Source organism: Rathayibacter sp. PhB1 (assembly GCF_004362935.1).
Lineage (GTDB): Bacteria > Actinomycetota > Actinomycetes > Actinomycetales > Microbacteriaceae > Rathayibacter > Rathayibacter festucae.
Genome location: NZ_SNYD01000001.1, coordinates 105,267 through 119,095, shown reverse-complemented (window position 1 = coordinate 119,095; position 13,829 = coordinate 105,267). Strand labels below are relative to the sequence as shown.

Below are 13,829 nucleotides of genomic sequence, written 5' to 3'. Positions count from 1 at the left end.
CGGCGTCAGAGCAGGCCGTGCCGCCGGAACGCCGCCAGGACGCCGTCCTCGCGCACGGAGGCGGTGACCTCGTCGGCGGCGGCGAGGGCCGCGGCGGAGGCGTTCCCCATCGCGATGCCCAGGCCCGCTGCGGCCAGCATCTCGACGTCGTTCGAGCTGTCGCCGATCGCCATCGTGTCCGCCAGCGGGTGGCCGAGGCGCTCGGCCAGGCGCACCAGCGCGCTGCCCTTGTCGACGCCGCGGACGCTGACCTCGCCACCGGCGTCGCCGAGGGACGGGATCGTGCCGGTGATCACGTGGAAGCGGTCGCCGAGGCCGTCGCGGACGAGGGCGAAGGCGGTGCCGTCCTCGCCGAAGAAGGTCGCCTTGGCGATGCCCTCCGTCGGGACGGTGCCGTAGCCGCCGCCCACCCCGCCGCTCGTGAAGACGTCGTCGTAGGACTGCAGCGAGTAGGCGATCCGGTGCGCCTCGAAGAAGCCGGCGATCGCCTCGACGTCCTCGGGCGCCATCGTCCGCGACTCGAGCAGGACGCCGTCGAGCTCGACGAAGCCGCCGGCCGCCGAGACGACCCCGTCGAAGCCGAGGTCGAGGACCTGCTGCGGGATCTCGGGACGCGAGCGGCCGGTCGCGACGAGGACGAGATGGCCGTTGCTCCGGGCGCCGGTGATCGCCTCGCGCACCGACGGCGCGACGACCCCCTCGTCCAGGAGCGTGCCGTCGACGTCGAGCAGGACCAGTCGGGTGCGTGTCACCCGCGGAGCCTACCGGCCGGGTCCGACGCCCCCGTCGGCCGGCCCACGTCCCGGGATCAGCCGAGCGCGCGCGGCGCCCGCCACTCCCAGGAGCGGTCCTCGTCGCCGATCGGCCGCAGCACCCGTGCCGGCACGCCGCCCGCGACGACCAGCGGCGGCACGCTCGCGGTGACGACCGCGCCGGCCGCCACCACGGAGCCCGCGCCGATCACCACGCCCGGCAGCAGGATCGCGCCCGCGCCGATCCAGACGTCGTCCTCGATCACGACCGGCGCCGAGAACTGCGTGCCGTCGCGGCGCAGCTCCGGGTGCACGGGGTGCCCGGTCGTGCTGATCGTGACGTTCGGCGCGATCATCACCCGGTCGCCGATGACGACCTCGACGTCGTCGACCAGCGTCAGCCCGAAGTTCACGTAGACGTCCGCGCCCAGGCGGACCCGGTTGCCGTAGGCGACGTGCAGCGGCGGCTCGACCCAGGCACCCTCGCCGACCGCCTCGAACAGCTCGTGCAGCAGGCGCCGGCGCTCGTCGACCTCGCGGGGGCCGGTCGCGTTGTAGGCATGGGCGAGCTCCTTGCCGCGGATCCGCTCCTCCTCGAGCGCCTCGAGGCCCTCGCCGGCGTCGACGTACAGCTCGTGGGCGTCCATCCGCCGGCGGACCTCGTGCTCGCGCGCGTCCATCGCGTCCCCTCTCGTCGTCACCAGCCTGGCACGGGGCGCCGACGGCCCCGGGTGCGCGGCGATCGGAGGAGGGACGGGGCGCGCAGGGAGGGACGGGGGGCTCACGCGGCGCGAGGTCGCATGCGCGTCAGCAGGCGCAGATCTCCCGGCGGATCCAGTCGCCGGCCTCGGCGACCGGCAGCTCGCCGCGCCGCAGCAGCCGGCTCCACTCGACCGCGCGCCCGGTGAGGCGGTCGTCCGCGGTGCCGCGGTGATCGCCGCCGGCCGTGCGCATCAGGAGGTGCGCGATCGGGCCGCCGAGGCGCAGCGTCGCGCCGGCCACCCCGGCGAAGTGCCGGGCCTGGCCGCGGGTGTCGTCGTCGTAGGGCGGCGCGAAGCCGCGGCCGCGGATCCGGTTGCTGCCACCGGAGGCGAGGTCGATCAGCCCGCGCGGCCAGGGCCGGATGCCGGCGACCTCGCGCGCGACCGCGGCGATCAGGGCGCGGGGGCGGGGCGAGGCGGCGGCGAGGGCGTCGACGCGGTCGGCGAGGGCGGAGCAGGCGTCGTAGGCGGGCACCCGCCCAGTGGAGCACAGGACGACTGGGCGGTGGCGGGGAGCAGCGGCCTTGACACCCGCGGCTCGCGCCAGCACCATCGACGGTACAACGTTAGAAACAGCGGGCGGCGATCGCCGACGATCACCCCGTCCGGCCCGGCCGGAGCCCGCCGACGCCTCGGAAGGCCCCGCATGACCGACTCCTCCGCCACCTCCTCCCCCGCCGCCGCCGCGCGCGTCTTCCTCGACCCGGCCGCGGTGGTCGCTCCCGTGAACCCCCGGCTGTTCGGCTCGTTCGTCGAGCACCTGGGCCGCTGTGTCTACGACGGGATCTACGAGCCCGGCCACCCGACCGCGAACGAGGACGGCTTCCGCTTGGACGTGGTCGAGCTGGTCAAGGAGCTCGGCTCGACCACCGTCCGCTACCCCGGCGGGAACTTCGTCTCCGGCTACCGCTGGGAGGACGGGGTCGGTCCGCGCGAGGACCGTCCGCGCCGCCGCGACCTGGCCTGGCACTCCCTCGAGACCAACGAGGTGGGCCTGGACGATTTCGCGAAGTGGGCGAAGCTGACCGGCAGCGAGATCATGTACGCCGTGAACCTCGGCACCCGCGGCGTCCTCGAGGCGCTGGATGTCCTCGAGTACGCGAACGGGAAGGCCGGCACGTTCCTCGCGGACCAGCGGATCGCGAACGGGTCGCCGGAGCCGCACGACATCCGCATGTGGTGCCTGGGGAACGAGATGGACGGCCCGTGGCAGGTCGGCCACATGAACGCCGACGACTACGGCAAGCTCGCCTCCCGCACCGCCAAGGCCCTGAAGATCGCCGACCCGTCGCTCGAGCTCGTGATCTGCGGCTCCTCCGGCTCGTCGATGCCGACCTTCGGCGAGTGGGAACGGGTCGTCCTCGAGCACGCCTACGACGACGTCGAGTACGTCTCCTGCCACGCCTACTACCAGGAGTACGACGGCGACCTCGGCTCCTTCCTCGCGTCCTCCGTCGAGATGGAGTACTTCATCGCGACCGTCGCGGCCACCGTCGACCACGTCAAGCACAAGCTCCGCAAGACCAAGGACATCAAGCTCTCCTTCGACGAGTGGAACGTCTGGTACCTCCAGGAGTGGAACGAGAAGGAGAAGGCGGACGCCGCGGGCGACCAGAGCACCCGCGAGTGGGCCTACGCGCCGCGCCTGCTGGAGGACGTGTACTCCGTGGCCGACGCCGTCGTGCTCGGCAACCTGATGATCACGCTGCTGAAGAACTCCGACCGGGTCACCTCCGCGTCGCTCGCGCAGCTCGTCAACGTCATCGCGCCGATCATGACCGAGCCCGGCGGAGCCGCGTGGCGGCAGACCACGTTCTTCCCGTTCTCCACCACCGCGCGCCTCGCGTTGGGCTCGGTGCTGAAGCCCCGCATCGAGGTCGGCTCGTACTCCACCGCCAGGCACGGCGACGCACCGCTCGTCGACTCCGTCGCCACCCTCGACGACGGCCGCGCCGCGGTCTTCCTCGTGAACCGCTCGACGACCGACGCCCTCGACGTGACCGTCGACGTCAGCGGCCTCGGCGTCTCCACCGTCGCGGAGGCTGTCGGGATCTTCGACGAGGACGTCTACGCGAAGAACACCAGGGACGACCAGAACCGCGTGGGCCTGAAGCCCGTCGACGCCACCCTGGCGGACGGCGTGCTGACGCTGACGCTGCCCCCGGTCTCCTGGACAGCGGTCTCCCTGACGGCGTAGCGCCCGGACCAGGTGGGTCTCGATACGCGGGCCTGCAGCCCGCTACTCGACCAGCATGGTGCGCCGAGCTGCGCTCGCCGCTCCCCGTTCTCCACTCCCCGCGGCCCGCGCAGCGCGGGTGCACGCGCGGACGCGGGCGCTCCATGCTGATCGAGTAGCCCGCACCGCGGGCGTATCGAGATCCACCCACCGCAGGCACCTCGGCCGCCGGGTCTCGATACGCGGACCTGCGGCCTGCTACTCGACCAGCATGGTGCGCCGCACCTCTCGCGAGGCACGCCTGCTTTCATGCTGATCGAGTAGCCCGCACCGCGGGCGTATCGAGATCCCCCACCGCAGGCACCTCGGCCACCGGGTCTCGATACGCGGACCTGCGGCCCGCTCCTCGACCAGCATGGTCCGCCGCACCTCTCGCGAGGCACGCCTGCTTTCATGCTGATCGAGTAGCCCGCACCGCGGGCGTATCGAGATCCACCCACGTCAGCACGGAGGCCCGCAGACCGGGACTGCTGAGCACGGCGGGTCTCGATACGCCGCTGCGCGGCTACTCGACCAGCATGATGGGGAGAGCTGCGCTCCCTGCCCTTCGCGGGCGCGGCGCAGGCGCTCCCTGCTGATCTAGCAGCCCGCATCGCGGCGTATCGAGATCCACCCCCTCCATGCTGATCGAGTAGCCCGCACCGCGGGCGTATCGAGATCCCCCCACCGCCGACGCCCTCAGGGCAGCAGCGCCTCGAGGTCCGCGACACCGCGCCCGGCGAGCGTCGGCCAGAGCGTGCGGTCCGCGCCCGGCGCGAGCTCCGCGTCGTGCGGCACCCCGACCGCGCACGCCCCGGACGCCGCGGCCGCCGCGAGCCCAGTCGGCGAGTCCTCGATCGCGACGCAGTGCGCGATGTCCACGCCGAGCGACGCGGCCGCCAGCAGGTACGGCTCCGGATCCGGCTTGCCGCGCGACACGTCGTCGCCGGTGACGAGCGCGGCGAGCGGCACCTCCGCCGCCAGCGCATCGACGACGACCTGCGCCATCACGCGCGAGGACGTGGTCACGATCGCCTGCCGCACTCCCGCACGGTGCACCTCGCGCAGTAGCTCGCGCGCCCCCGGCCGCCACACCAGCCCGCGGTGCATCTCCGCGAGCACGTCGCGCTCGAGGGCCGCCTCCACCTGGGCGTCCGGCAGCTCGACCCCGGCGGCCTGCAGCGCCCGCACCGTCTGCTCCATCGTGCTGCCGATCAGCGCGAGCGCATCGGCTTGCGTCCACTCGCGGCCGAAGCGCCCGGCGAGCACCTCCTGCGCCCGCACCCAGGCGGGCTCCGAGTCGACGATCGTGCCGTCCATGTCCCAGAGCACCGCCTGCAGACCGGTCACACTCTCCGGGCCGGGCACTGCCTCGAGCCCGGTCACGACGTGGCCCCCGTCGTCCGGCGCCGACCGAGGACCCCCGCGAGCAGCACCGCCACGACCCCCGCGATCGGCACCACCAGGAGCCCGACGCGCAGCCCCGCGCCGTCGGCGACCAGCCCGACGATCGGCGGGGAGAGCAGGAAGCCGAGCCGCATCAGCCAGGAGACGATCGTCACTCCGGTGCCCGCGCGCAGCCCCCGGATCTCGTCGGCCTCGTGCATCGCCGCGGGCACGGTGGTCGCGAGCCCGAAGCCGGCGGCCGCGAAGCCGGCGATCGTGCCGGGAACGGACGGGAACGCGAGCGCCGCTCCCATCCCGAGCGCCGCGATCGCCCCGCCGACCCGCAGCACGGTGCGCTGGCCGAAGCGGTCGACCAGCCGGTCGCCGAGGATCCGGCCGACGAACTGCGCGCCGACCAGCGCGACGAAGCCGTACGCCGCCACCGCCGCGGTCGCCCCGAGCGAGCCGCTCAGGTAGACGGCGGCCCAGGTCGAGGCCGCGTCCTCGACGAGGGTGCCCGCGATCGCCACCGCGACCAGGGCCGCGAGCAGCAGCACCACCCGCGGGCGGATCCGAACCCGCCCGACCGGCGCGGCCCCCGACTCGGCGGCCGTCTCGTCGTCCCGGCCTCGGAGGAGGAACCGCAGCGCGGTCAGCGCGACGGCCGCGAAGAGCACCCCCGAGATGCTCAGGTGCACGGCGCGGGGCAGGCCGAGCGCGATCGCCCCGGCCGCCATCGAGCCGCCGAGGACCGCGCCGATCGACCAGATCGCGTGGAAGGAGTTGATGATCGAGCGCCCGTAGCGGCGCTGGACCCGCAGACCGTGACTGTTCTGCGCGACGTCGGTGATCGCATCGGTCGCGCCGGCGAAGGCGAGCGCCCCGGCGAAGACCAGCAGCGACGGCGAGAAGCCGGCCAGCACCGTCCCGATCGCGGTGAGGATCGTGCCGAGCACCGCGGCCCGGCCACTGCCGAGCCGCCGGATCACGACGGCCGCAGCGAGCCCGGCGACGACCGCGCCGGCCGGGAACGCGGCGATCGCGACTCCGTAGGCCGCGTTGTCGAGCGCCAGGTCGGCCTTGATCTCGGGGAAGCGCGGGACGAGGTTGGCGAAGAGCGCGCCGTTGGTGAGGAAGAGCGCGGCGACGGCGGTGCGGGCGCGGCGCGACTCGGTGGACGGCGGCGCGAGGGCGGTGGACATGCGTACGACCGTACACGCAGTGTGTACGATCGTGCACATGGACAGCACCGACCACTCTGCCGCCGACCACTTCGCCGGGGACGACCGCAGCAACCGCGAGCGGATGCTCGCCGGCGACCTCTACATCGCCGACGACTTGGAGAGCACGCGCCTGGCGCAGCGCGCCGCGCGACTCGCCGACGCCTACCACCGCGCCGCCCTCGCCGACGAGGACGCCGCCCGCCCGCTGCTCGTCGAGCTGCTCGGCTCCCTCGGCGAGGGCGCGTTCGTGAAGCCGCCGCTGTTCGTCGACTACGGCGAGAACATCACGATCGGCCCGCGCACCTTCGTCAACTACCACCTCACCGCGCTCGACGTCGCGGCGATCACCATCGGCGCGGACTGCCAGATCGGCCCGAACGTCCAGCTGCTCACACCGACGCACCCGGTGGAGCCCGGTCCGCGCCGCGACAAGCTCGAGGCCGCGCGGCCGATCACGATCGGCGACAACGTCTGGCTCGGCGGCGGGGTGATCGTCTGTCCCGGCGTGAGCATCGGCGACGACAGCGTGATCGGAGCGGGCGCCGTGGTCACCCGCGACATCCCGGCCGGAGTCGTCGCCGTCGGCAATCCGGCGCGCGTGATCCGGAGCGTCACGGAGTGACCGGGACCGCTGAGAGCGAGCCCGCCCCGCGCGCGCCGCGCCGCACCGATCCGCACCGGCGCGACCGCATCATCGACACCTGCCTCGACGTGATCGCGGAGGAGGGGGTCGCCGGCACCTCGCACCGCCGCGTCGCCGCCGCCGCCGACGTGCCGCTGGGCTCGATGAGCTACCACTTCGCCGGGATGGACGAGCTGCTGCACGAGGCGTTCACCCGCTTCGCCGACTCCGTCGCCGAGCAGACGCTGCGGCGGATGACCGACGCCCGCACCCCCGACGAGGCCAGGGAGGCCGTGGTCGACGTCGTCCTGCACGACATCTTCGGCAGCCGCCGCGAGCTCGTGATCACCCACGAGCTCTACACCCTCGCCGCCCGGCGCCCGGAGTACCGCAGCATCACGCACAGCTGGATGGCCCGCTCCCGCGCCGCCCTCGAGCGCCACGTCGACCCGATGACCGCCCGCATGCTCGACGCCCTGATGGAGGGCCTCACCATCCACCGCGCCCTCGACGAGGAACCCGCGGACGACGCCGTCGTCCGCGAGGCCGTCCGCCGCATCCTCGGCTGACCCGCCCCTCCCTCCCCCTCCGCGAGATGCCACTTGTGCACGCTTCTCACGGCGTGTCGCGCTCACAAGTGGCATCTCGCGGAGGGGTCAGGCGGGGGTGGCAGGGTGGAGGGATGGCTTCTCCCCAGGACTTCGACCTCGACGAGCTGCGGGCGCGCGCCCTCGAGGAGGACGGCGGGGAGGTGGACGACAGCATCCCCGAGCTGGCCGCGGCCGATCCGGCGCTGTGCGGGATCGCGCTGGCGCTGCCGGACGGCACCGTGCGCTCGAGCGCGCAGGCGGACGTCGCGTTCAGCATCCAGTCGGCGGTGAAGCCGTTCCTCTTCGCACTCGCCCTGCTCGACACCGACGGCGACGCGCTCGACCGCGTCGGCATCGAGCCGACCGGCGAGGCCTTCGACGCCCTGAAGCTCGAGAGCGGCACCGGCCGCCCGCCGAACCCGATGGTCAACGCGGGCGCCCTGCTGACCGCCGCCCTCGTCGACGGCGGCGACGCGGACGGCCGCGGCGAGCGCATCCTCCGCGGCCTCTCCGCCTTCGCCGGCCGCTCGCTGGAGGTCGACGAGAGCGTCGCCTCGAACGAGCACCTGCTCGGCGACCGCAACCACGCCCTCGCGCACCTCATGCGCGCCGAGGGCACCCTGCGGCGCAGTGCGGACGACGCCGTCGCCGCCTACGCCCGCGCCTGCGCCGTCCTCGTCGACGCGGAGGCCCTCGCAGTGATGGGCGCGACCCTCGCCCTCGGCGGCGTGAATCCCGTGACCGGCGAGCGCGTCGTGCCGGCGGAGGTCGCCCGCGACGTCGTCTCGGTGATGGCGACCTGCGGCGTCTACGACGGCTCCGGCCGCTGGATGCGCGCCGTCGGCGTCCCTGCCAAGTCGAGCGTCTCCGGCGCGATCGTCCTCTCCGCCCCCGGCCGCGTCGGTGCCGCCGTCGTCAGCCCGCCCCTCGACTCCCAGGGCACCAGCGTCCGCGGCGCCGCCGCGAGCACCCTCCTGTCCGCAGCCCTGTCCCTGCACTCCTTCGACCCGACCCCGCGCTGATGCTGATGCTGATCGAGTAGCGCCCGCAGGGCGCGTATCGAGATCCGCCCGCACTGAACACGTGGGTCTCGATACGCCGCTCCGCGGCTACTCGACCAGCATGGGTGGGCCGCTCCGCGGCAACTCGACCTGCAAGGAGGGGCCGCTCCGCGGCTACCCGACCAGCAAGGAGGGGCCGCTCCGCGGCAACCCGACCAGCATGCAGGGGCCGCTGCGCGAGACCCGCGACCGCGAAGCGGAGCCCCTCCGAACAAGCACGCCCTTCATGCTGATCGAGTAGCGCCCGCAGGGCGCGGATCGAGATCCGCCCGCACGGAGCACGTGGGTCTCGATACGCCGCTGCGCGGCTACTCGACCAGCATGAGTGGGCCGCTCCGCGAGTACCGCGACCGCGAAGCGGAGCCCACAAGTCCGAGCACGTCACTCCGGGCGCAAGGCCGAGGTCACCGGCGAATCGCGTGCCAGCGATTCGTCGTACTGGTACGCGACACGCTCCACAGGACGCGACCGTCCTCCCGAGCCGACCGCGGAGCGGATGACGACGAAGGAGGAATCCGCTCGATCGAGCACAGCCTCAGTCGAGCAGCAGCGCAGGCTCCTCCAGCACGCTCGCGACATCGGCGACGAAGCGGCTGACGACGTCGCCGTCGACGACGCGGTGGTCGAAGGAGCCGCCGACGGTGGTGACGAAGCGGGGGCGGACCTCGCCGTCGACGACCCAGGGCTTCTGCTTGATGGTGCCGAGGGCGATGATCGCGACCTCGCCGGGGTTGAGGATCGGGGTGCCGGTGTCCATGCCGAACACGCCGATATTGGTGATGGTGATCGTGCCGTTCTGCATGTCGGCGGCGGAGGTCTTGCCGTCGCGGGCGTCGAGGGTGAGCTTCTCGAGGGCCTGGGCGAGCTCGAGGAGGCTCATCGACTGGGCGTCCTTGACGTTGGGCACGAGCAGGCCGCGCGGGGTCGCCGCGGCGATGCCGAGGTTGACGTAGTGGCGGACGAGGATGTCCGTGTCGGTCCAGGCGGAGTTGACCGTGGGGTTCCGCCGCACCGCCCAGATGATGGCCTTGGCCATGATCAGCAGCGGCGAGACCTTGACGCCGGCGAAGTCGGGCGAGTTCTTCAGGCGCTTGACGAACTCCATCGTGCGGGTCGCGTCGACGTCCACGAAGACGCTGACGTGCGGCGCGGTGAAGGCGCTGCGCGACATCGCCGAGGCGATGGCCTTGCGGACGCCGCGGACGGGGATGCGGTCCTCGCGGGAGTCGCCCCAGGCGGGGGTCTGGATGTTGCGGAAGACGCTGGCCTGGGAGGCGTGGCGGATGACGTCGTCGCGGGTGACCTCGCCGGCGAGGCCGGTGGCCTGCACCTCGAGCAGGTCGACGTCGAGGTCCTTCGCGAGCTTGCGGATCGGCGGCTTCGCGATGACGGGCAGCGCCGAGGAGGCGGGGACCGAGGTCGGTCGCGGCGGCGACGCCGGGCGGGCCGGCTTCTCCGGAGCGGCGCCCGCGGCCGGGCGGCGACGGCGGGTGGCGACGTGGCCGCCGGCGGTGCCGTAGCCGACCAACGCGGCGCCGGAGCCCTCGCCGGGCTCGGTGGTCGAGGGAGCGGGCGGGGCGGCGGGCGGTGCGGCCTGCGCGGGCATCGCCGGGATCTCGGAGCCGACCGACCCCGCGCCCTGCACGGTGATGATCGGCGTGCCGACGTCGACCGTCTGGCCCTCGTCGACGAGCACGTCGACGACGGTTCCGCTGAACGGCGAGGGCAGCTCGACGAGCGACTTGGCGGTCTCGATCTCGACGAGGACCTGGTTGACGCTCACCTCGTCGCCGACCTTGACCCGCCAGGAGACGATCTCGGCCTCGGTGAGGCCCTCGCCGACGTCGGGGAGGAGGAAGTGCTCTGTCATCGTCGGGACTCCTGGCTGTGCCGGTTCTGCATGAGGAAAAAGGGGGGCGCGTCGGAACGCGGGGGGCGTCGTCCGGTGCGTCAGTACGCGAGCGAGCGGTCGACGGCCTCGAGGACGCGGTCGACGTCGGGGAGGAAGAGCTTCTCGACCTTGGCGGGCGGGAAGGGCGTGTCGAAGCCCGCGACGCGGAGCACTGGCGCCTCGAGCGAGTAGAACGCCTTCTCGGTGACGGTCGCGGCGATCTCGGAGCCGAGGCTCACGTTCGCGGACGCCTCCTGGGCGACCACGAGCCGGCCGGTCTTGCGGACCGAGGCGAGCAGCGGCTCCCAGTCGATCGGCGAGATCGAGCGCAGGTCGACGACCTCGACGCTGGTCCCCTCCTCACCGGCGAGCTCGGCGGCCTGGAGCAGCACGGAGACCATCGGCCCCCAGCCCACGACCGTGACCTCGTCGCCCTGGCGCACGACGCGGGTCGCGTGCAGCGGGGCGGCGGAGGCGCGGAGGTCGACGTCGCCCTTGGGCCAGTAGCGGCTCTTGGGCTCGAAGAACATCACCGGGTCGTCCGAGGCGATGGCCTCCTGGATCATCCAGTAGGCGTCGTTCGGGGTCGACGGGCTGACCGCGCGCAGACCCGGGGTGTGCGCGAAGTACGCCTCGTTGCTCTCCTGGTGGTGCTCGACCGCGCCGATGTGCCCGCCGTAGGGCACGCGGATGACGACGGGCATCGTGAGCGAGCCCTCGTGCCGGTTGGTCATCTTCGCGAGCTGCGAGGTGATCTGGTCGAAGGCCGGGTAGATGAAGCCGTCGAACTGGATCTCGCAGACCGGGCGGAACCCGCGCATCGCGAGGCCGATCGCGGTGCCGACGATGCCGGACTCGGCGAGCGGGGTGTCGAGCACGCGCTGCGGCCCGAACTCGGCGTGCAGGCCCTCGGTGATGCGGAAGACGCCGCCGAGGGGGCCGATGTCCTCGCCCATCAGCAGGACGCGGTCGTTCTCGGTCATGGCGCGGCGGAGCCCGGCGTTCAGCGCCTTCGCCATCGACATGGACTCCAGCTGCGTGTCGCTCAGCGGCGGCTGGACGGTGGTGCTCGTGTCGATCGTCATCGCGGGTCGCCTCCCAGCGCGTCCTCGTAGCCCTGGAGCCACGCCTTCTGCTCCGCCACCTGCTGGTGCGGCTCCGAGTACACGTGGTCGAACATCACGTCGACGGGCGGCGCCTCGAGCGCGAGCAGGCGCTGCCGGATGTCGGCGGCGAAGTCCTTCGCCTCCTCCTCCACCTCGTCGAAGAACGACTGCGGGGCGCCGAGTCCGCGCAGGTACGCGGCGAAGCGGGTGATCGGGTCCTTCGCGACCCACGAGGCGAGCTCGTCGTCGGTCCGGTACTTCGTGGGGTCGTCGCTCGAGGTGTGCGCGCCGATGCGATAGGTGAGCGCCTCGATGAACTGGGGGCCGCCGCCGGAGCGGGCGTCGGCGAGGTGCTTCGCGGTGACGGCGTAGCTGGCGAGCACGTCGTTGCCGTCGATCTGCACGCCCGGGATGCCGAAGCCGGAGGAGCGGAGGTAGAGCGGGCTGCGCGACTGCGTGGCGACGGGGACCGAGATCGCGTAGTGGTTGTTCTGCAGGAAGAACACCTCGGGCGTCTGGTAGCTCGCGGCGAAGACCATGGCCTCGCTGACGTCGCCCTGGCTGGAGGCGCCGTCTCCGAAGTAGACGATGACCGCCGCGTCCTTCTCGGGGTCGCCCGTGCCGGTCGCGCCGTCGAAGGTGAGGCCCATCGCGTAGCCGGTCGCGTGCAGCGCCTGCGAGCCGAGGACCAGCGTGTAGAGGTGGAAGTTGCCGTGCGCGGGGTCGGCCGGGTCCCAGCCGCCGTGCGTCACGCCGCGCAGCAGCGCGAGGACGCGGAGCAGGTCGACGCCGCGGACCTTGGCGACGACGTGCTCGCGGTAGGAGGGGAAGACGTGGTCCTGCGGGCGCAGCGCGAACGCGGAGCCGACCTGCGCCGCCTCCTGCCCGTGGCTGGGCACCCAGAGTCCGAGCTGGCCCTGCCGCTGCAGGTTCGCCGCCTCGATGTCGAACCGGCGGACGACCGCCATCTCGCGGTAGAAGGAGCGGTGCTGCGCCTCGTCGATCCCGTCGAGGAGGGGGGCGTACTGCTCGGCCGCGGGGGTCGGCGCGAACCGGCCGTCCGCGGTGAGGAACTGGACCGTCGGCGTCTCGCTGGTGGCTGCCACCCGACTAACCTATCCGCCTCGCGGGATGCCCCTTCGGGAGGGTCCCGACAATCTCCGCCGCCGCCGTGAGGAGCTTGTCGACAGAACTCGCCTCGCCGACCGACACCCGGATGCCCTCGGGCGGGAAGGCGCGGACGACCACGCCGGCCCGCTCGAAGACCGCCGCGGCCGCCTCCGTCTGCTCGCGGGTGTCGAACCAGAGGAAGTTCGCCTCGGATTTCGGGATGGTCCAGCCCTGGTCGAGCAGCGCCTGCCAGAGGTGGTCGCGGAGCTGGGCGATGCGGCCGACGCGCTCGAGCAGCTCCTCGCGGTGCTCGAGCGAGGCGACCGCCGCGGTCTCCGCGAAGCGGGTGACCGAGAGGGGGATGGCGGTCGAGCGGGCGGCGTCGAGGATCCGCGGGTGCCCGATCGCGTAGCCGACGCGCAGCCCCGCCAGTCCGTAGGCCTTGGAGAAGGTGCGGGCGACGACGAGGTTGGGGTGGCGGCCGAGGAGGGTCGCGCCGTCCACCGCGCGCTCGTCGCCGACGAACTCGGCGTAGGCCTCGTCGAGCAGGACGAGGACGTCGGCCGGCACCTGCTCGAGGAAGGCCGCCACGTCGTCCGCGGTGGCGACGGTCCCGGTGGGGTTGTTCGGGCTGCAGACGATCACCAGGCGGGTGCGCTCGGTGATCGCCTGCGCCATCGCGTCGAGGTCGTGCGTGTCGTCGGCGCGCAGGGGGACGCGCACGCCGGTGGCGCCGGCGGTGGTGATGAGGGAGGGGTAGGCCTCGAAGGAGCGCCAGGCGTGCACGACCTCGTCGCCCGGTCCCGCGGCGGCGGTGATCAGCTGGGCGATGACGGCGACGGACCCCGCTCCGACGACGACCTCGTCGATCCCCACGCCGTAGCTCTCGGCGAGCGCCGTCCGGAGCGCCGTGGCCGCGGCGTCCGGGTAGCGGTTGAAGTCGGTGATCGCGTGCACCCGCTCGAGCACCGAGGGCAGCGGATCGAATGGGTTCTCGTTGGAGGAGAGCTTGAACGCGTCCGCGGAGGCGGCGCGGCCCTGGCGGTAGGCCGGCAGAGCGAGGATCTCGGGGCGGAGGCGGACGGGTGGCTCCTGCTGGTCGGTCACCCGGA

The 13,829-nt window shown here is 73.1% G+C and carries 14 protein-coding genes; 5 read left to right on the top strand and 9 right to left on the bottom strand.

The features are described 5' to 3' along the window. Positions 1-5 precede the first annotated feature (5 nt). From EDF17_RS00545 to EDF17_RS00535, 3 genes are all read right to left on the bottom strand, one after another. Positions 6-752 (bottom strand): HAD family hydrolase, encoded by a 747-nt coding sequence (locus EDF17_RS00545; RefSeq protein ID WP_123444681.1) that lies wholly within the window; start codon positions 750-752, stop codon positions 6-8. Positions 753-808: 56 nt separating this feature from the next. Beyond that, entirely contained in the window at positions 809-1,432 is a 624-nt protein-coding gene (locus tag EDF17_RS00540) for a DapH/DapD/GlmU-related protein (RefSeq protein WP_123444680.1), read from the bottom strand. Between the two features lie 127 nt (positions 1,433-1,559). Further along, on the bottom strand, positions 1,560-1,988 hold the full coding sequence (locus EDF17_RS00535) for a hypothetical protein (RefSeq protein ID WP_123444679.1): 429 nt from the start codon (positions 1,986-1,988) through the stop codon (positions 1,560-1,562). 171 nt (positions 1,989-2,159) lie between these two features. Between EDF17_RS00535 and EDF17_RS00530 the strand changes: the two genes are divergently transcribed. Continuing rightward, the gene (locus tag EDF17_RS00530) at positions 2,160-3,710 is read left to right on the top strand and encodes an alpha-L-arabinofuranosidase C-terminal domain-containing protein (protein WP_123444678.1); all 1,551 of its coding nucleotides are present in this window, start codon (positions 2,160-2,162) and stop codon (positions 3,708-3,710) included. Positions 3,711-4,427: 717 nt separating this feature from the next. Here the strand turns inward: EDF17_RS00530 and EDF17_RS00525 are convergent. Beyond that, on the bottom strand, positions 4,428-5,078 hold the full coding sequence (locus EDF17_RS00525) for an HAD family phosphatase (protein WP_243732744.1): 651 nt from the start codon (positions 5,076-5,078) through the stop codon (positions 4,428-4,430). A 32-nt stretch (positions 5,079-5,110) separates the two neighbouring features. Then, entirely contained in the window at positions 5,111-6,316 is a 1,206-nt protein-coding gene (locus EDF17_RS00520) for an MFS transporter (RefSeq protein WP_123444677.1), read from the bottom strand. Between the two features lie 37 nt (positions 6,317-6,353). Between EDF17_RS00520 and EDF17_RS00515 the strand changes: the two genes are divergently transcribed. The 4 genes from EDF17_RS00515 (at position 6,354) to EDF17_RS00500 (ending at position 8,851) form a co-directional block, all read left to right on the top strand. Then, a complete protein-coding gene (locus tag EDF17_RS00515) occupies positions 6,354-6,959 on the top strand; it encodes a sugar O-acetyltransferase (protein WP_123444676.1) in 606 nt (201 codons plus the stop codon). Next, complete coding sequence (locus EDF17_RS00510; RefSeq protein ID WP_123444675.1) at positions 6,956-7,528, top strand: TetR family transcriptional regulator; 573 nt, start codon at positions 6,956-6,958, stop codon at positions 7,526-7,528. The genes EDF17_RS00515 and EDF17_RS00510 overlap by 4 nt, the downstream gene beginning before the upstream one ends. 113 nt (positions 7,529-7,641) lie before the next feature. Beyond that, the gene (gene glsA, locus EDF17_RS00505; protein WP_123444674.1) at positions 7,642-8,571 is read left to right on the top strand and encodes a glutaminase A; all 930 of its coding nucleotides are present in this window, start codon (positions 7,642-7,644) and stop codon (positions 8,569-8,571) included. A gap of 61 nt (positions 8,572-8,632) precedes the next feature. Next, complete coding sequence (locus EDF17_RS00500; RefSeq protein WP_123444673.1) at positions 8,633-8,851, top strand: hypothetical protein; 219 nt, start codon at positions 8,633-8,635, stop codon at positions 8,849-8,851. 294 nt (positions 8,852-9,145) lie between these two features. On the opposite strand, the gene EDF17_RS00495 is transcribed toward EDF17_RS00500, so the two are convergent. From EDF17_RS00495 to hisC, 4 genes are all read right to left on the bottom strand, one after another. Then, entirely contained in the window at positions 9,146-10,480 is a 1,335-nt protein-coding gene (locus EDF17_RS00495; RefSeq protein WP_123444672.1) for a dihydrolipoamide acetyltransferase family protein, read from the bottom strand. Between the two features lie 80 nt (positions 10,481-10,560). Next, a complete protein-coding gene (locus tag EDF17_RS00490) occupies positions 10,561-11,586 on the bottom strand; it encodes an alpha-ketoacid dehydrogenase subunit beta (RefSeq protein WP_123444671.1) in 1,026 nt (341 codons plus the stop codon). Further along, on the bottom strand, positions 11,583-12,713 hold the full coding sequence (locus EDF17_RS00485) for a thiamine pyrophosphate-dependent dehydrogenase E1 component subunit alpha (protein WP_123444670.1): 1,131 nt from the start codon (positions 12,711-12,713) through the stop codon (positions 11,583-11,585). The genes EDF17_RS00490 and EDF17_RS00485 overlap by 4 nt, the downstream gene beginning before the upstream one ends. A 4-nt stretch (positions 12,714-12,717) precedes the next feature. Beyond that, positions 12,718-13,824, bottom strand: a complete 1,107-nt coding sequence (hisC, locus tag EDF17_RS00480; RefSeq protein ID WP_243732743.1) for a histidinol-phosphate transaminase — start codon at positions 13,822-13,824, stop codon at positions 12,718-12,720. Positions 13,825-13,829 lie beyond the last annotated feature (5 nt).

Excerpts from the sequence above, each read along its gene's own strand:
- EDF17_RS00520 (WP_123444677.1), bottom strand. The coding sequence starts at position 6,316 with ATGTCCACCGCCCTCGCGCCGCCGTCCACCGAGTCGCGCCGCGCCCGC.
- EDF17_RS00515 (WP_123444676.1), top strand. The coding sequence starts at position 6,354 with ATGGACAGCACCGACCACTCTGCCGCCGACCACTTCGCCGGGGACGAC.
- EDF17_RS00530 (WP_123444678.1), top strand. The coding sequence starts at position 2,160 with ATGACCGACTCCTCCGCCACCTCCTCCCCCGCCGCCGCCGCGCGCGTC.
- EDF17_RS00495 (WP_123444672.1), bottom strand. The coding sequence starts at position 10,480 with ATGACAGAGCACTTCCTCCTCCCCGACGTCGGCGAGGGCCTCACCGAG.
- EDF17_RS00540 (WP_123444680.1), bottom strand. The coding sequence starts at position 1,432 with ATGGACGCGCGCGAGCACGAGGTCCGCCGGCGGATGGACGCCCACGAG.
- EDF17_RS00490 (WP_123444671.1), bottom strand. The coding sequence starts at position 11,586 with ATGACGATCGACACGAGCACCACCGTCCAGCCGCCGCTGAGCGACACG.
- glsA (WP_123444674.1), top strand. The coding sequence starts at position 7,642 with ATGGCTTCTCCCCAGGACTTCGACCTCGACGAGCTGCGGGCGCGCGCC.